This is a genomic window from Pseudoduganella namucuonensis (assembly GCF_900116645.1).
Lineage (GTDB): Bacteria > Pseudomonadota > Gammaproteobacteria > Burkholderiales > Burkholderiaceae_D > Rugamonas > Rugamonas namucuonensis.
This window is the reverse complement of record NZ_FPBO01000037.1, coordinates 19,762-37,411: the sequence shown is the minus strand read 5'-3', so window position 1 is coordinate 37,411 and position 17,650 is coordinate 19,762. Positions and strand designations below refer to the sequence as shown.

The window sequence follows — 17,650 nt, the reverse complement described above, 5'->3', positions numbered from 1 at the left end:
CGCTACTCCGCCCTACGGCTCGTCCCCACAAAAAACCGCTTTCCGGAGACATGAGATCATGAACCAGAACTATATCAACGGCGCCTGGCTTGACGGCGCCGCCGCCAGCGCCAACATCAACCCCTCCGACACGGCCGACGTGATCGGCCATTACGCCCAGGCCGACGCCGCGCAGGCGGCGCTGGCCATCGAGGCCGCCGCCGCGGCCGCACCCGCCTGGGGGCTATCCAATCCGCAAACGCGCGCCGACGCGCTGGACCGCATCGGCAGCGAGATCCTGGCGCGGAAGGAGGAGCTCGGCACCTTGCTGGCCCGCGAGGAGGGCAAGACCCGCCCCGAGGGCATAGGCGAGGCCGGCAGGGCCGGCGCCATCTTCAAGTACTTCGCCCAGGAATGCCTGCGCCTGCGCGGCGACAAGCTGCCCTCGGTGCGTCCCGGCATCGAGGTGGAGGTGACGCGCGAGCCGGTCGGCGTGGTCGGCGTCATCGCGCCCTGGAACTTCCCGCTGGCGATTCCCGCCTGGAAGATCGCCCCGGCGCTTGCCTACGGCAACACGGTGGTGTTCAAACCGGCCGAGCTGGTGCCGGGCAGCGCCTGGGCGCTGGCCGAGATCGTCAGCCGCGCCGGCCTGCCGGGCGGCGTGTTCAACCTGGCCATGGGGCGCGGCGCCGTGGTTGGCCAGGCCATGCTGGACGACCGCCGCGTCAACGCCATCAGCTTCACGGGTTCGGCCGCCACCGGCGCCCGGGTCGCGCAGGCCGCCATCGGCCGCCACGCCAAGGTGCAGATCGAGATGGGCGGCAAGAATCCGCTGGTCGTGCTGAACGACGCCGACCTGGCGCAGGCGGTGCAATGCGCGCTGCAGGGTGCCTTCTTCTCCACCGGCCAGCGCTGCACGGCGTCCAGCCGCGTCATCGTCGAGAAGGGCATCTATCCCGCCTTCGCCGCCGCGCTGAAGGACGCCCTGGCGGCCCTGACCGTGGACGACGCGCTGCGGGCCGGCACCGACATCGGCCCGGTGGTGGACGCGGCGCAGTTGGAGCAGGACCTGCGCTATATCGCCATTGGACGCGACGAGGGCGCCACGCTGGCCTGGGGCGGGCGGCGTTTGCAGCGAGAGAAGGAGGGCTACTACCTGGAACCGGCGCTGTTCACCGACTGCCACAACGACATGCGCATCAGCCGCGAGGAGATCTTCGGCCCGGTTGCCAGCTTGATCCCGGCGGACGGCTACGAGCACGCGCTGGCTCTGGCCAACGACACGGAGTTCGGCTTGTCCAGCGGTATCTGCACCAGCTCGCTCAAGCACGCCACCCATTTCAAGCGGCACGCGCAGGCCGGCATGGTGATGGTCAACGCGCCCACCGCCGGCGTCGACTACCACGTGCCGTTCGGCGGGCGCAAGGCGTCCAGCTACGGGGCGCGGGAGCAGGGCGCCTACGCGGCGGAGTTCTTCACCACCGTGAAAACCGCCTACTGCGCGGCATGACCGCCTTTCTCGACCTGAGGATCGCTGGCAAGCTGCTGCTGTCGTACGCGGCGGTGCTGTTGCTGGCGGTGCTGCTCGGCGTGTTTTCGATCGCGCAGCTGGAGCGCCTCAACGGCAACACCGACGAGCTGGAAACCCGGCGCATGCCCAGCGTGCGGCTGGTGTCGGCGTTGCGCGAGAGCCTGATGGAGTTCCGCGCCAGGCAGTTGCAGCACATCCTGGCGGTCGATACCGGCGAGATGGCGCGGCTGGAGGCGGAGATGGCGACCGTGCTGGACGCTTACCGGCGCGACGCGGCCGCGCTGCGGCTGGCGGCGCACGAACCGGGCGAAGCCAAGCTGCTCGCCGCGCTGGACTCCGGCATGCAAGCCTACCTGGCACAGCACGAGCGGATCGCCGAGCTGGCCCGGCAATACCGCAACGACGACGCGCGCGACCTGATGCGCGGCGAATCGCAACGGCTGTACCAGGAGGCGCTGGGCCGGCTGGCGCGGCTGGCGGACATCCACAACCGCAGCGCGGCGGCGACCCGGCGCGCCGGCAACGAGTTGTACGCGGAGGCCCGCGCCTGGATCGTCGGGCTGCTGCTGGCCGGCGTGGCGCTGGGCGTGCTGTTGGCGCTGGGCGTGGCGCGCACGGTCAGCCGTCCGCTGCGGGAGGCGGTGCGGTTGGCCAGGCGGGTGGCGAGCGGCGACCTGACGGCGTCCATCGCCGCCGTCTCCCGCGACGAGACCGGCCAGCTGGTGCGCGCGCTGCACGACATGAATGGCAGCCTGCGCCATATCGTTGGCGCCGTGCGGCAGAGCGCGCGGGAGATCCGCGCGGTGTCCGCGGACATCGCGGCCGGCAACCAGGCCCTGGCACGGCGCACCGCGCAGCAGGCGGACGCGCTGGCCGGCACCGCCGTGTCGATGGGCCAGCTGACCGCCGCCGTGCGCCAGAACGCGGGGAACGCGGCCCAGGCCATCGGCCTGGCTGCCCACGCCGCCGATGTGGCCCAGCGCGGCGGCGCCGTGGTCGGCGCGGTGACGCGCACCATGGCGGAGATACAGGGCACGTCGCAGCGCATCGCGCACATCACGTCCATCATCGACGGCATCGCCTTCCAGACCAATTTGCTGGCGCTGAACGCGGCCGTCGAGGCGGCCCGCGCCGGCGAGCAGGGCCGCGGCTTCGCCGTGGTGGCCGGCGAGGTGCGCAACCTGGCCCAGCGCAGCGCCGGCGCGGCCAGGGAAATCGGCACGCTGATCGGCGACTCGGCGGCGCAAATCGCGGCCGGCGCCCGGCTGGCCGACGAGGCCCGCGACACGATGGCGGAGGTGGTGCGCAGCGCGACCAGTGTGAGCGGCATTGTCGGCGAGATCTCGGCGGCCAGCCGGGAGCAGGGCGCGGGGATCGAAGCGCTCAACCGGTCCATGGTCGAGATCGCGGCTATCACGCGGCAGAACGCCGCGCTGGCCGGCGCGGCGGCGGCCAGCGACGCGCTGGAACGCCAGACCGCCCGGCTGGAACGCGCGCTGGCCGTGTTCGCGCAGCCGGCCCACGGTCCGGAACAGAAAACACTGGCATAAGCGCCGCGTTTCGGGCGACACTGGCATTCTTGACAAGCAATCGGGAGGCCATCCATGTCGATCGACGCCAACAAACAGCTGGTCCGCACCTTGTATGAACAGTGCTTCAACCACGGCAGCCTGGAACTGCTGAATGAATTGCTGACGGAGGATTTCGTCGCCAGTCCGGGCAACCGGGGGCGGGCGGAGTTCGCCGCCGGGGTGGCCGCCATACGCGCCGGTTTCCCGGACGTGCGTTTCGAACTGGAGGAGGTGTTCGGCGAGGACGAGCGGCTGGCCGTGCGCTGGACCTTCCAGGCCACGCACGCCGGCGCGTTCAACGGCACGCCCGCCACCGGCAGGAGGGTGACGCAGACGGGCAACGTGCTGTACCACTTCCGAGGCGGCCGCATCGCGCGGGCCTGGGTGCAGGTGGACCGGTTGGGACTGTTGCAGCAGATCGGCGCGCTGCCCACGTAGTTCCAGGCCTATGTTTATCAATGATCAGCCCGATGCGGCCGCGCCAGCGACTGCCACGACCACGCCAGGCTCCAGCCCCTGGCGTGGCCTCGTCTTCCTGCTGATTTCGATCCCGCTGGTGGTCGTGGCGTACCAGGGCCTGCCTATTCCGGTCGCCGTGCCAGGCTTACCCGGCGTGGTGGCCGTCATGCTTCTGATTTTCAGCAGCGTGCTACTCAAGCACGAAGGGCGCTCGCTCGCCGAGTTGGGACTGTCATGGTCGCTTGGAACGGCCGGGAAGCTTGCTTGCGGCTTCGCTGGCGGCGTCCTGCTATTTGCGTTCGCCGCGCTACTGCTCCGCGCGGTTTTGCCGTTCCACTGGGAGCGGAGCCCGGATATCCTGCCCTTGGCCGTCCTGGCGGCCCTGCTGTACCACCTGGCGACCAACGCGTGCGAAGAACTGGCGTTCCGGGGCTACGCCTTCGACAATCTCATCCTGCGGTTCGGGCTCTGGCCGGCGCAGCTCCTGATCGCAATGCTCTTCGCCATGTTTCATATAGTCAGCGGCTGGCCCTGGGAGGTCGCGTTCATCAGCACCACGGCCGGCTCGCTGCTGTTCGGCCTGGTCTTCGTGCGCTGGCGCAGCGTGCCGGCGGCGATCGGCGTGCACGCGGCCTGGAACTGGTCCCGGGACCTGATCCTGGGCGTGCCCCCGGGTGGGGCGGCGCTCTGGACCCCGGCCGGCGCGGAACGCTGGACGCCGGCCCAATGGAGCATGGCGCAGTTGCTCCTGGTCGGGGTGACCTTGGCTGCTTGCGCCGCCATCCGGCTGAGTATGAGTGGAGCCGCCCAACATAGTTAGCAAATGTAACAATAATCGGATAATATCCTTGCGACAATCCTTTAATAACACAACGGCCAGCCGCTATCCGCGTCTGGCAAGGGGACTTACATGCAAGGATTACTCCGCATATCCAAACTATTGGACCGGCTAGGCTATCGCTGCGGACAGCTGGCCAACCTGATGATACTGGCCTCCTGCATCATCAGCGCCAGCAACGCCATGATCCGCTACGGCTTCGACTGGAGCAACAACTGGCTGCTGGAGCTCCAGTGGTATCTGTTCGGCGCCGCCGTCATGCTGGGCGCCAGCTACACCTTCCAGCGCAATGAACACGTGCGCGTCGACCTGATCTACGGCCACGTCTCCGAACGCAAGCAATTGTGGATCGACGTGTTCGGCATCATCTTCTTCCTGCTGCCGGCCTGCGCGCTGTTCGCCTGGCTGGCCTGGTACTCGCTGTTCATGCCGTCGTGGGAGGTGCTCGAGCAGTCCAGCAACTCGGGCGGCCTGCCGCGCTACCCCATCAAGATCATCGTTCCCATTGGCTTCGCGCTGCTGACCTTGCAAGGCATCGCCGAACTGATCAAACGCATCGCCGCGCTGGCCGGCAAGGTGCACCTCGATAGCAAGTACGAAAGGCCAGTGCAATGATTCCACTCGAGTTGATGCCGCCGGTGATGTTCGGCGGTTTGGTTGTCTTCATGCTGGTCGGTTTCCCGGTCGCCTTTTCACTGCTGGCGGTGGGGCTGTTCTTCGGCTTGATCTCGATCCACCACGGTTATTTCACGATCCCCTTCATGCAGGCGGTGCCGCAGCGCATCTTCGGCAGCGTGCTGGCCAACGACCTGCTGCTGGCCATTCCCTTCTTCACCTTCATGGGCGCGGTGCTGGAGAAATGCCGGCTGGCCGAGGACATGCTGGACTCCATGGGCCAGCTGTTCGGCCGCATCCGCGGCGGCCTGGGCTATTCGGTGATCATCGTCGGCTTCATCCTGGGCGCCATCACCGGCACGGTGGCGGCGCAGGTGATCGCCATGGCCATGATTTCGCTGCCGGTGATGATGCGTTACGGCTACCACATGCGCTACGCCACCGGCGTGCTGGCCGCGTCCGGCACGATCACGCAACTGGTGCCGCCGTCGCTGGTCCTGGTGGTGCTGGCCGACCAGCTGAAAACCCAGACCGCCAGCGCGGACGTGGGCAGCATGTACCTGGGCGCTTGGGGCCCGTCGATCGTGCAGATCGGCCTGTTCGCGCTGTACACCTTCATCCTGTCGCGCATCCGTCCGGACTGGCTGCCGGCCGCGCCGCAAACCGACCAGGCCAAGGTGGGCTGGGCCTTGTGGCGCCAGTGCCTGCGCGGCATCGTGCCGGCGGCGGTCTTGATCTTCATGGTGCTGGGAACGATGATGCTGGGCATCGCCACGCCGACCGAGTCCGGCGCCATGGGCGCGCTGGGCGCGGTGGTGCTGGCGGTGATACGCCATGAGGAATTCAGCGCGCGCGACCGCATCGTGTTCCGCGTCGGCATGGCGGCCATGGCCGTGGCCGCGCTGATCGGCGCCTTCTACTACGAAAAGACCACCGGCCTGGCGCCGGTCGCCAAGCCCTTCGTGCAGGCCGCGCTGGCGTTGCTGTACGTGGCCGTCACCTGGCTGCTGGTGCGGGCCAGCCGCATCAAGCCGCTGCGCGAGCTGATCGTGCTGAGCTACCAGTCCACCATGCGCCTGACGGCGATGGTGGTGTTCATCCTGATCGGCTCGACCTGCTTCTCGGTGGTGTTCCAGGGCGTGGACGGCGGCCGCTGGGTCGAGCACCTGTTCACCGGCATCCCCGGCGGCTGGATCGGCTTCCTGCTGGTCGTCAACCTGTTCGTGTTCTTCCTGGCCTTCTTCCTGGACTTCTTCGAGATCGCCTTCATCGTGGTGCCGATGCTGGCGCCGGTGGCGCAGAAGATCCTGGCGCCTGAGCTGGAGCCGATGATGGGCAGCCCGGAGGCGGCCGCTTCGGCGGCGCTGGTCTGGTTCGGCGTGATGCTGTGCGTGAACATGCAGACCTCCTTCATGCACCCGCCGTTCGGCTTCGCGCTGTTCTACCTGCGCGGCGTGGCGCCCAAGGAAGTGAAGAGCTCGGACATCTACTGGGGCGCCTTGCCATGGGTGGGCCTGCAGATGGTGATGGTGCTGCTGGTGGCGGCCTTCCCGCAAACGGTGACCATGTTCCTCGACAAGGGCACCGCGTCCGACGGCCCTCCCGCCGGGCTGATGATCGAGCAGCCGGCCGGCAACGAAAGCCAGCCGGCGGCGGAGCCGGAGTTCCAGTTGCCGCAGTTCGAGGAAACCCCGCCGGCCGAACCGGCGCCGGAAAAGAAATAAGTGTATCGCGGCGGCCGCCCGGCAAGGCACTGTCCGGCGGCCACCCTCCCAACGATTGAAATGGAGGCAGGATGGCGGCGAAAAGCACGGCACGGAGCGGCGGTGGCGGCGGATGGCGAGCTGCGCGTGGCCACGGAGACCAATGAATCCGTTCCAATCATGTTTCCCATTCAAACGCCGCAACTCGTATTGACTCCATGCGGCGCGGCGACGGCGCCGAAACTGGCGGAAATCCTCTCGGACGAGCGCGTCCACCAGCCGTTCTATATCGGACGGCCCGATGCGCGTATGCTCGCCTTGGACAGCGCGTCCTGGAAGACCTCGGCGGACAGCTGGCGCCACGAGGGACGCTTCGGCGTCGCGGCGCACCGGCGCGTGGATGGCGAATTGACGGGATGTGTGGTCGTTACACGGGACCATTTGGCATGCCACCTGGCCTATTTTGTCGCGCCGCGGTTCTGGGTCCAGGGGCTGGGCTATGAAATGGTGGCCGCATGCGTGCCGCGGCTCCCGGCACTGCTCGGCATGAAGCGAATCGAAACCCACGTGGTGCGCGACAACGTGGCCTCGCGCCGTATCCTGGAAAAGTGCGGATTCGTGTTCGCCGGCCTCGGGTCCCATCGCAGGATGGGCGGCCATGGACATATCGCGACATTGCATTACCGCCGGGACGCGATGGCGCTCGACGATTGTGAAAAAACAAGGGCACTTCGATGACGGAGAAAGAAGCAAACGGCGGCTACGCCATCCGGCAATTGGCGGCGCACGAATGGCCGGCATACCGCGACATCCGGCTGCGCTCGCTCGCCGAGTCGCCCGAGGCGTTCGGCAGCACGCTGGCCGCGGAAGAGGTGCGCGCGCCGGAGGCGTGGGCGGCGCGGCTGGCCGCGGCCGTGGTCTCGGGCCAGGACTGTCCGCTGATCGCGGAATCCGGCGGCGCGCCGGTGGGCCTGCTGTGGGCCAAGGTCGACGCCGGCGATCCGGCCATCGTCAACCTGTTCCAGATGTGGGTGGCGCCCGAATGCCGGGGCCACGGGGTGGCCGCCGCGCTGCTGCGGGAAAGCGTCGCCTGGGCGCGGTCGAGGAGGGCGCTGGTGGTGCAGCTGGACGTCACCTGCGGCGACACGTCCGCCGCGCGCCTCTATGTCCGCGAGGGCTTCCAGCCCCACGGCGCGCCGCAACCCCGCCCGGGCACGGCGCTGTTCGAACAAACCATGCGATTGGCTACGGGCCGCTAGCCCTTCTGGGCCGGGAACGGGGCCGAACCGCGTCCCCCCAAGCCCGCCCCGGCATGGATACCTTAATTTCTGATGAGGCCGACAACATTGCGTCGTTTCGCGTGTCATAACACGGTCGGGGCCCGTCACCGCTGTGACGCTCCGCATCCCAATGTCTTGTTGGCGAGTCCGCCATTCATGGAAACCATAGGAGGAAGTGATGAATATCGTAAGACGCAACGAGGCACCGCTGTCGGTGTACCGTCCAAACCCGATCGAAGACCAGTTCGGTCGAATGGTGGAAACCATGCTGGAAAACTTCTTCGCTCCCTTGGCCCGGTATTCCATGCCGCCGGACCAGGAGGGCGGCATCGCGACCAGTCCTCGCCTCAACGTGTCGGAGACCGACCAGGGGTTTGAGGTCGAGGCGGAATTGCCCGGCTTGAAAAAGGAGGACGTCAAGGTCGCCATCGACCAGCGGCGCGTGACCATCGAGGGCGAATCGAAGCAGGAGGCGACCCAGGGCGAGGGCGGCAACGTCGTGTATTCGGAGAGGTCCTACAGGAAATACGCGCGCAGCTTCGTCCTGCCGTCCGACGTCGATGACAACGCCGCGCAGGCCAGGTTCGAGGACGGCGTGTTGAAACTGACCTTGCCGAAGGCCGAGTCGGCCCGCGCCAAGCAATTGACGATTCAATAGGCTGGCCGGGGTCGCGTTACCGGGGAGGCGGCGGAGGCGATTGATCCTACCCGATATCTATTTTGACATTGGAGGGGACGAATAAATCATCGATAACAGTGGAAAAAGCTGCGCTATGATGCCCGCGCAGAAACGCGATTTTTTCCCTTTCCCGCCACTGGATATCATGATCAATTCACACCGCCGCCATCTTCTCGCCGCCTCCATAGCCGCCGCCGCATTATTGCCCAGGGTGGCGTCGGCGGCGACGCCGCAAACCGTGAGCGGAGGCAGGGCGCCGCTGGCTCCCACCCCGCCGATGGGATGGAACAGCTGGAACTCCTTCGCCACCACCATCACCGAGGCGCAGTCGCTGGAGAACGCGCGCATCATGGCGCGGCAGTTGCTGCCGTCCGGCTACAACGTCTTCACGGTGGACATCCAGTGGTACGAGCCGAACGCCAACGGCTACGAATACCGCAAGGACGCCGAGTTGACGATGGACGAATACGGCCGCCTGTTGCCCGCGCCGAACCGGTTTCCATCGGCGAAAAACGGCGCCGGTTTCAAGGCCCTGGCCGAGCAGATCCATCGCATGGGCATGAAGTTCGGCATCCACATCATGCGCGGCATTCCGCGCCAGGCGGTGCGGATGAACACGCCGATCCTGGGCTCGCGTTTCCGCGCGCAGGATATCGCCGACACCGGTTCCATCTGCACCTGGAACGGCGACATGTATGGCGTCGACATGACCAAGCCGGGCGCGCAGGAATACTACAACTCCATCTTCAAGATGTACGCGTCGTGGGGCGTCGACTTCATCAAGATGGACGACCTGTCGCGCCCGTATGACAAGAACTGGCGCGAGATCGAGGCCGCGCACAAGGCCATCCAGGCGTCCGGGCGCGCCATCACGCTGAGCCTGTCGCCCGGCGAAACCGACCTCAAATGGGCCAGCCATGTGCCGCACTACGCGCAGATGTGGCGCATCTCCGACGACTTCTGGGACGAATGGAAGATGCTGAAGGAGCAGTTCCAGCGCCTGGAGGACTGGAATCCCCACATGGGCGAAAACGCCTGGCCCGACGCCGACATGCTGCCCCTGGGCCGTCTCGCGCTGGGCAATCGCGACACCAACCTGACGCCGGACGAGCAGCAGACGCTGATGACGCTATGGTCCATCGCGCGCTCGCCGCTCATCATGGGTGGCGACTTGAGGCACCTGGACGCGAAGACGCTGGCCTTGCTGACCAATCCGGAAGTGCTGGCGGTGAACCAGAAGAGCCATGGAAACCAGCCGCACCGGGCCGATGCGGGCACGCGCATCTGGAGCGCGCGTCCCAACGGCGCCAACGGGGGCCAGTACCTCGCGCTGTTCAACACGCAGGACACGCCGGTGGAAATCGTGTTCGACCTGTCGCGCCTGAACCTGGGCGACAAGACCGTCGCGCTGCGCGATCTGTGGATGCGCAAGGATCTGGCGCCGGCACGCGGCGCCATCCGCCAGACGCTCGCGCCGCATGGTTCGGCGATGCTGCGCCTCGCGGCTTAGAAAGTCACGCGTACCCCGGCCGAGATGATGCGGGACTTGAGGTTCAAGGCCCCCTCATCAACCACTTTGCCGAAATGCTCGTACTCAAGCACGCCTGAAACCACCGGAGTCACCGCGTAGGTCAGGCCTGCGCCTATCAGCGCGGTGGTCTTGCTTTCCGAACGCCCGTTGGCGCCGAAGTTGGTGAATTTGGCGCGGTTGAAGCTCGCGCCCAGTTTGCCGAACGCCGCCAGCTGTTGAGTCAAGGGCGCGGTGGCCGTTCCCGCGACGTAGAGGGAGCGGGGCTTGGCGGTCAGAATGGTGCCCGACAGAGGCAGACTGGCCCGGCCATGTTGCACGTAGCCCGCTTCCACGCCGAAGACACCGTCGTAACGGTAGCCGGTGTACACCTTGACGGCGGTGGTGTCGTCGGATGAGCTCAGGATGCTGGCGTCCACCTTCTGCTTCGCGCGGCCGAGATTGATGCCAGCATAGGTATCCTCGGCGTAGGCGGCGACGGGCGCAAGGCCGAGGGCCGTGCACAGGGCAACGATCAGTTTTCTTTTCACGATTTCTCCGAAATGTAGTAGGTGGGTTGATTTGCAGCCCCTGGATTATACGTGGATATTTTTTAAATAACATTGCATTCGAAACACTGAAAATGTTGCTGGTTGCCAAGGCTGTCACCGCAACGCTTCGGGAGCTGGGCCGGGGGAGCGCGCATCGAGGAGGCGAGCCGGTTTGAGGAAAACGCGGCCGGGAGTCTGCTGCGCACACGCGTCCCCATCGACGCAAATCACCGTGGTGTTGCACTTGCTATTTGGGCGTCTTTCATTACGATCTTCAAGGCCGACGCATGCGCCGTGGGGATCCGCGGCGGCAGCGAAACCACCAGCGCATCGTCGCGCTGGGTCCACTTCAACGGTGCCTTGCTGCCCAGCAGATACACGGCGCTTATCGGTCCGCTGACATGGCCGGCGCGCTTGCCCAGCGACTGGATCACCACCTGCTCGTCCGGTACACCGAGCGTGATGGCATACACCGCGTCGCCCTTGGCGGTGAAGCGGATATCCTGCGGCGTGTATTTCGTGCCTTCCTTCATTGCGCCGACGGCCGCCTCGGTCGGTCCTTCGCCGAACACTTTCCATGGGCGGGTCCCATAGATCGCCTCGCCGTTGATGCCGATCCAGACCGCCATCTCCTCCAGGAACTTGCGTGGTTCCGGCGGCAGGCTGCCATCCGGATACTGCACCACATTGAGCAGCAGGTTACCGTTTTTGCTGACGATGTCGGCCAGCATATGAATGATCTCGCTGGTCGGCTTGTACTGGTAGCCTTCGCTATAAAACCAGTCGCCGATGGAGGTGTCGGTTTGCCACGGCAAGGGATTGATGCCTTTTAACACGCCGCGCTCCACATCCTGCACGCCCGCCTCGGCAATGAATTCGCCGCCGTCCTTGTGGTTGTACACTGCGGTCAGCCGGCCGCCGTTCGCCGCCATGTTGGCATTGTAATAGTTCGCCAGCAGGGTGCGGCCGACCACACCAAAGGGGATGCCGCCATCGGAATACAGCAAGTCGGGATGATAGGTGTCGAGCAGATCGCTCACGCGCCTGAACCATTCTTGATGCCAGGCCGGATGGGTCGTGTACCAATTGTTCCCATAAATCGACATCGACAGGTAGGCTTCGTTGTCGGAATGATAGAGTTCCTGGAACGAGGGATTTGCGCCGTCATACGGCACGCCGACCATGGGCCCGCTCTTGTCATGGCCGTGGCTGGAGGCGAACCAGCCAAAGCTGGCGCCCAGATGCTCGGACACGCCGAATGGCAAGCCAGCTTTTTGCGCGGCCCGCTGCCAGGCGCCGACGATGTCGCGACGCGGCCCCATGTTGACGGCGTTCCAGCTGTGATGGCGCGAATTCCACAAATCGAAATTGTCGTGGTGGACACCCATGCTGACGAAATACCTCGCGCCCGCCTTCACGTACAGAGCCATCAGCGCATCAGGATCGAAGCGTTCGGCCTTCCACAAAGGAATGATGTCCTTGTAGCCAAACTGGGACGGATGACCGTACTGCCGCAGGTGGTGCTGATACTGATGCGTGCCTTCGATATACATATTGCGAGCATACCAGTCGCCGGCGCGCGGCACGGCTTGCGGCCCCCAATGCGACCAGATGCCGAATTTCGCGTCGCGGAACCAGTCCGGGGCGCGGTATTGCTTCAGGGATGCGGGTGTGGCGTTAAACTTGCCTGGCTGTTGCGGCGGTACATATTCAGCCGCGCGCGATGGCGCCAGGCAGCAAGCCAGCAGGCCAAATAACATTCCGCGTTGAAGGATGCTGATGGTCATCGAGTTGTCTCCGATTTCTTTATCAAGGTGGTAAGTTGGTAAGGCAATATTAGAAAAGGGCCGGTGGCTATTGCGCCACGACCGGAACGGACGGGAGCGCGGGCACGGCCCGGACGTTGATCGTGGTTTCGGCGGGCTGCAGGCCGGCCGACGTGGCGCGCAGGACAAGGTTGCCCGAACCGGCGCGCTGGCTTTGGAGGATGACTTGGGCCAGGCCGTTGTAGATCGTGACCTTGTCGCCTTTCTCCGGCGCGTGGCTGTTCGGGTCGCCATTGCCGACGCCGATGTTCGCGCCCGGGCCGCTGAGTTCGAGCGAAACGGGGAGGTTCGCGGTCGGCACGGATCGGCCTTGCGCGTCGATGGCCTCGACAGTCACCGGGACCGCGTCGCGGCCATCACCGGCCAGCGCCTTGCGGTCCGGCGTGAGGCGCAGCGCCACGGGCTCGCCGGTGGTTTCCACGGCGAAACGCGCCACTTCGCGTCCATTCTTCTTCGCGACGGCTTCGAGCCGGCCCGGCGCGTAGGGCACCTGCCACTCCACCATCTGGAAGGGATCTGCCTTCTTTTCCTCGATGAGTTTGCCGTTGAGGAAAAGCGCCACCGTGTCGCCGTTCGTCGGCGCCAACACCTTGATATTCTGGCCATTCTTGCCCGGCCAGTTCCAATGCGGCACCAAGGTCAGCACCGGCTTGTCCTTCACCCAGAGCGCCTGCCGGACGTGGAACTCGGTCTTGGGGAAGCCGCAGAGATCGAGAGCGCCAAAGTGGGAGCTTGCGGACGGCCATCCGTAGGGCGTGGGTTCGCCGCGGTAGGCAAAGCCCGTCCAGGAGAAGCCACCGGCAAAGGACGTCTGCTTGGAGATCGCCTCCCAAGAGTTGCGGGCGTTGCTGGTCGCCGCCCAACCCGGATAGACATCATCGTAGGAGGCCACGACCTTCGCCCAATCGGTGGTGTATTCCCCTCGCGTCATGACCTGGGAGGTGTCCTCCGTGCTGACGATGGGCTTGTCGGGATAGGCCGCGCGAATCTTGTCGTATTCGTCGCTCTGGTAGTTGATTCCGACCACGTCCACGCTATGCGCGGCGTTCTTTGGGTTCACCTTGCCGTCCGGGCCCAGTTGTCCCTTGTTCTGCGCGCCAGTGGTGGGCCGGGTGGTGTCGAGTTGCTTGACCACCGCGTTCATCACACGCGTGATCTCCATGCCCTCTTCGTTGACCTGGAGCCCTTCCTCGTTGAACAGGCTCCACATGATCACGCTGGGGTGGTTGCGGTCGCGGCGCACCAGCCACTGGAGTTGCTTCAGATATTCCGGAGAGGCGTTGAAGTGCCTGGTCTCGTCCATCACGAGCATGCCGTGGCGGTCCGCGGCGTCGAGCAACTCCTTGGCCGGTGGGTTGTGCGCGGTGCGGTAGGCGTTCGAGCCCATCTCCTTCAATTTGCGCACGCGGAAGTCCCAGATCGAATCCGGCACAGCAACGCCGACGCCCGCGTGATCCTGGTGATTGCTGGTGCCCTTGAGCTTGAGCGGCTGGTCGTTGAGGAAAAATCCCTTCCGCGCGTCGAAGCGGATCGTGCGGAACCCGCTGGTGGTGTCCACGGAGTCCACCGGCTTGCCGTCGCGCAGCACGGTCGTGCGCACCGTGTAGAGATTCGGTTCATCCACAGACCAGAGCTTCGGCTTCGCCACCGGGACGGCGACTTTCGCCACGGCGTCGCCCTGGGCAACGATGTTCACCGGCGCGGAGCGGGCGCCCGCGACCCGACGGCCCGCGGCATCAAAAACCCCGACGTCCACCGAGGCCGAGGCCGCGCCGGGGCCGGTATTGGCCAGCGTGACCTCGGCGGGGATCACCCACCCTCCATTGGCGGTCTTGACGGGGTTGGCGTAGACGCCGTCGGTGGCGACGTGGACCGGGCTGCGTTTGACGAGCCAGGTGTGGCGATAGATGCCGCCGCCTTCATACCACCAGCCCTCGGTGTCCTCGGCGTCCACCCGCACCGCGATGGTGTTGATGCCGTCGTCGCCGTAGCGCGCCATCGGCGTGAGATTGATCTGGAACGAGGAGTAGCCGCTCCAGTTGTGATGAACCTCGTTGCCATTGAAATACACCGTGCTGTGTGTCGCCACGCCGTCGAATTGCAGCTCGATGTTCTTGCCGCGATCAGAGGCGGGCAGTTTGAACGTGCGCCGGTACCACGCGATGCCGCGGGGGCGATAGCCTTGCTGCTTGAGCGCCTTCTCGTCGAAGGGCTGTTCGACGACCCAGTCGTGTGGCAGGTCCACCAGCTTCCAACGCTTGTCGTCATATCCGCGCGCCGCCGCGCCCCAGACGCTCCCGGCCTTCGCGCCTTGGTAGGTGATGTCCGGCGCGTAAAGATTGACGCCCTGGCCGCCGGCAAACGAATCGCGCGCAATGTCGCCGAGGTGGAACCGCCATCCCTCGTCCAGCGAGAGGGTGTGCCGCAAAGACGTGGGAGACGCTGTGTCGGCGGATTGAGCGCGAACCGCGGGGTTCATCGCGGCCAGGCAAAGGGTCGCAGGCGCGCTCAATGCTGCCAGTGTAAGCAGGCTGGATGCCAGCGCGATGGTGGTGGTGCGGTGCATGTTCACGTTTCCTCACGATGTTTTGTTGGCTTTGTCGCTTGGTCTTGAAAAACTTGACCAAAATGTGGATTTTGTGAGCTACGCCTTGATGTCGCAATTGCTAAAATCATCAACCCGATGAACATAATTCAGTAGCGCGCGGGGGCCTGCAAATCGGACATGAATGCATGGGGAGGCAGCACCGTGAAGTCGGGCGCGGCGCGCTGATACCGGCGTTCGTGGCGGGCGCCAGAAGGCCATGGGAGAGGAGGGCACCGCCAGCAGCCTATGCGGTATGGCCAAAACAACGGATAATGGTGCCCATCTCATTTTGAGCACTATTTTGGAATTCCCCCATGGAAATTAAGGTCAACTTTCTCGATAAGCTTCGTCTTGAGGCCAAATTCGACGATTTCACGGTGGTGGCCGACCAGCCCATCCGTTATAAGGGCGACGGCTCGGCGCCTGGTCCGTTCGATTATTTTCTGGCCTCGTCGGCCTTGTGCGCGGCCTACTTTGTGAAATTGTATTGCGTGACTCGCAATATTCCGACCGAAAATATCCGCCTGTCGCAGAATAATATCGTCGATCCGGAAAACCGATATCAGCAAATTTTCAAGATTCAAGTTGAATTGCCGGAGGATATCTCCGCCAAGGATCGCCAAGGTATTTTGCGTTCCATCGACCGTTGTACGGTGAAAAAGGTGGTGCAAGCCGGACCGGAGTTCGTGATTGAAGAGGTGGAGAATCTGGACGCCGATGCCCAGGCTTTGCTGACCTTGAATCCGGATTCCGATGCGAGCACGTATATCGCCGGCAAGGATCTGCCGCTGGAGCAAACCATCGCCAACATGTCTGCGGTTTTGGCGGGCTTGGGCATGAAGATTGAAATCGCCTCGTGGCGAAATATCGTTCCCAATGTGTGGTCGCTGCATATCCGCGACGCGCATTCGCCGATGTGTTTTACCAATGGCAAGGGATCGACCAAGGAAAGCGCGCTGGCGTCGGCGCTGGGCGAGTTTATCGAGCGACTGAACTGTAACCACTTTTACGGTGGCACGTATTGGGGCGAGGACATCGCCAACGCGCCGTTTGTACATTACCCGAACGAGCGTTGGTTCAAGCCCGGCCGCAAAGACGCGCTGCCGGCCGAGATTCTGGACGAGTACTGCCTGAAAATTTACGATCCGGACGGCGAGTTGCGTGGCTCGCATCTGTACGACACCAACTCCGGCAATGTGCAGCGCGGTATCTGCTCGCTCCCTTATGTGCGGAAATCGGACGGCGAGGTGGTGTATTTCCCCTCCAATCTGGTCGAAAACCTGTACGTCAGCAATGGCATGAGCGCCGGTAACACCCTGGCCGAGGCGCAGGTGCAATGTCTGTCGGAGATCTTCGAAAGGGCGGTCAAACGCGAAATCCTGGAAGGGGAAATCGCGTTGCCGGACGTGCCGCAGGAGGTGCTGGCGAAATACCCCGGCATTCTGGCCGGCATTAACGGCTTGGAAGAGCAGGGCTTCCCGGTGCTGGTGAAGGACGCGTCGCTGGGCGGCGAATTCCCGGTGATGTGCGTGACCCTGATGAACCCTCGGACGGGCGGCGTGTTCGCCTCGTTCGGCGCGCACCCGAGCTTCGAGGTCGCGTTGGAGCGTAGTCTGACGGAGTTGCTGCAGGGGCGTAGTTTCGAAGGCCTGAACGATTTGCCTAGGCCCACCTTCGCCAGTAACGCCGTCACCGAGCCGAATAACTTCGTGGAACACTTCATTGATTCCAGCGGCATCGTGTCGTGGCGCTTTTTCAGCGCCAAAGCCGATTACGAATTTGTCGAGTGGGATTTCTCCGGCCGAGGGGAAAACTCGAATGCCGACGAGGCGGCGACCTTGCTTGGCATTCTAGAAGACATGGGCAAAGAGGTCTACACGGCGGTGTATGACCAATTGGGCGCCGTCGCATGCCGGATTCTGGTGCCGGGTTATTCGGAAGTGTATCCGGTGGAGGATCTGATCTGGGACAACACCAACAAGTCGCTGTTGTTCCGGTCGGATATTTTGAACTTGCATCGCCTGGACGACGCGAGCCTGGAAGCGCTGCTCGAGCGTTTGGAAAACAACGAGCTGGATGATTACGGCGACATTGCCACCTTGATCGGCGTCGAATTCGACGAGAACACGGAGTGGGGACAGTTGACGGTCTTGGAGTTGAAGCTGCTGATCCAGCTCGCATTGCGACAGTTCGAGGAGGCGCAAGAGCTGGTGGAAGCGTTCTTGCAGTACAACGACAACACGGTCGAGCGCGGTTTGTTCTATCAAGCCTTGAACGTTGTTCTCGAGGTGCTGCTGGACGAGGACCTGGAACTCGACGATTACGTGGCCAATTTCCGCCGGATGTTTGGCAATCCACGGATGGACGCGGTGCTGGGTTCGGTGGACGGCAGCGTGCGCTTCCACGGCTTGACGCCGACGAGCATGAAACTGGAGGGACTCGACCGGCACCAGCGGCTGATCGACAGCTACCACAAACTGCACACGGCACGGGCCAACGGGGTGGCCAGGGCGTGACGAAGGAT

The 17,650-nt window shown here is 64.4% G+C and carries 14 protein-coding genes; 11 read left to right on the top strand and 3 right to left on the bottom strand.

The annotated features are described in order from the left end of the window. The first annotated feature begins 58 nt into the window (after window positions 1–58). The 10 genes from BM436_RS28955 (at window position 59) to BM436_RS28910 (ending at window position 10,165) form a co-directional block, all read left to right on the top strand. A complete protein-coding gene (locus tag BM436_RS28955) occupies window positions 59–1,489 on the top strand; it encodes an aldehyde dehydrogenase family protein (protein ID WP_093559332.1) in 1,431 nt (476 codons plus the stop codon). Beyond that, a complete protein-coding gene (locus BM436_RS28950; RefSeq protein ID WP_093559330.1) occupies window positions 1,486–3,060 on the top strand; it encodes a methyl-accepting chemotaxis protein in 1,575 nt (524 codons plus the stop codon). The genes BM436_RS28955 and BM436_RS28950 overlap by 4 nt, the downstream gene beginning before the upstream one ends. 54 nt (window positions 3,061–3,114) lie before the next feature. Next, complete coding sequence (locus BM436_RS28945; protein ID WP_229490831.1) at window positions 3,115–3,519, top strand: ester cyclase; 405 nt, start codon at window positions 3,115–3,117, stop codon at window positions 3,517–3,519. A 10-nt stretch (window positions 3,520–3,529) separates the two neighbouring features. Then, a complete protein-coding gene (locus tag BM436_RS28940; protein ID WP_093559328.1) occupies window positions 3,530–4,360 on the top strand; it encodes a CPBP family intramembrane glutamic endopeptidase in 831 nt (276 codons plus the stop codon). A gap of 90 nt (window positions 4,361–4,450) precedes the next feature. Then, window positions 4,451–4,993, top strand: a complete 543-nt coding sequence (locus BM436_RS28935; RefSeq protein ID WP_093559326.1) for a TRAP transporter small permease subunit — start codon at window positions 4,451–4,453, stop codon at window positions 4,991–4,993. Next, window positions 4,990–6,717: a TRAP transporter large permease gene (locus BM436_RS28930; protein WP_093559324.1), complete on the top strand. Its 1,728-nt coding sequence runs from the start codon at window positions 4,990–4,992 to the stop codon at window positions 6,715–6,717. Before BM436_RS28935 ends, BM436_RS28930 begins: the two co-directional genes overlap by 4 nt. Before the next feature lie 126 nt (window positions 6,718–6,843). After that, window positions 6,844–7,434, top strand: coding sequence for a GNAT family N-acetyltransferase (locus BM436_RS28925; protein ID WP_177307589.1), 591 nt, complete (start codon window positions 6,844–6,846; stop codon window positions 7,432–7,434). Further along, on the top strand, window positions 7,431–7,955 hold the full coding sequence (locus BM436_RS28920; RefSeq protein ID WP_093559320.1) for a GNAT family N-acetyltransferase: 525 nt from the start codon (window positions 7,431–7,433) through the stop codon (window positions 7,953–7,955). The genes BM436_RS28925 and BM436_RS28920 overlap by 4 nt, the downstream gene beginning before the upstream one ends. Before the next feature lie 199 nt (window positions 7,956–8,154). Further along, window positions 8,155–8,634, top strand: coding sequence for an Hsp20/alpha crystallin family protein (locus BM436_RS28915; protein ID WP_093559318.1), 480 nt, complete (start codon window positions 8,155–8,157; stop codon window positions 8,632–8,634). A gap of 166 nt (window positions 8,635–8,800) precedes the next feature. Beyond that, the gene (locus BM436_RS28910) at window positions 8,801–10,165 is read left to right on the top strand and encodes a glycoside hydrolase family 27 protein (RefSeq protein ID WP_093559431.1); all 1,365 of its coding nucleotides are present in this window, start codon (window positions 8,801–8,803) and stop codon (window positions 10,163–10,165) included. Here BM436_RS28910 and BM436_RS28905 read toward each other — a convergent pair. The 3 genes from BM436_RS28905 to galA form a co-directional block, all read right to left on the bottom strand. Beyond that, complete coding sequence (locus BM436_RS28905) at window positions 10,162–10,713, bottom strand: outer membrane beta-barrel protein (protein ID WP_177307587.1); 552 nt, start codon at window positions 10,711–10,713, stop codon at window positions 10,162–10,164. The genes BM436_RS28910 and BM436_RS28905 overlap by 4 nt on opposite strands. A gap of 227 nt (window positions 10,714–10,940) precedes the next feature. Beyond that, window positions 10,941–12,500: an alpha-L-fucosidase gene (locus BM436_RS28900; protein ID WP_093559314.1), complete on the bottom strand. Its 1,560-nt coding sequence runs from the start codon at window positions 12,498–12,500 to the stop codon at window positions 10,941–10,943. A gap of 67 nt (window positions 12,501–12,567) precedes the next feature. Further along, on the bottom strand, window positions 12,568–15,105 hold the full coding sequence (galA, locus tag BM436_RS28895) for a beta-galactosidase GalA (protein ID WP_093559312.1): 2,538 nt from the start codon (window positions 15,103–15,105) through the stop codon (window positions 12,568–12,570). A 335-nt stretch (window positions 15,106–15,440) separates the two neighbouring features. On the opposite strand from galA, the gene BM436_RS28890 reads away from it, so the two are divergent. Then, the gene (locus BM436_RS28890) at window positions 15,441–17,642 is read left to right on the top strand and encodes an OsmC domain/YcaO domain-containing protein (protein WP_093559310.1); all 2,202 of its coding nucleotides are present in this window, start codon (window positions 15,441–15,443) and stop codon (window positions 17,640–17,642) included. The last annotated feature ends 8 nt before the right edge of the window (window positions 17,643–17,650 follow it).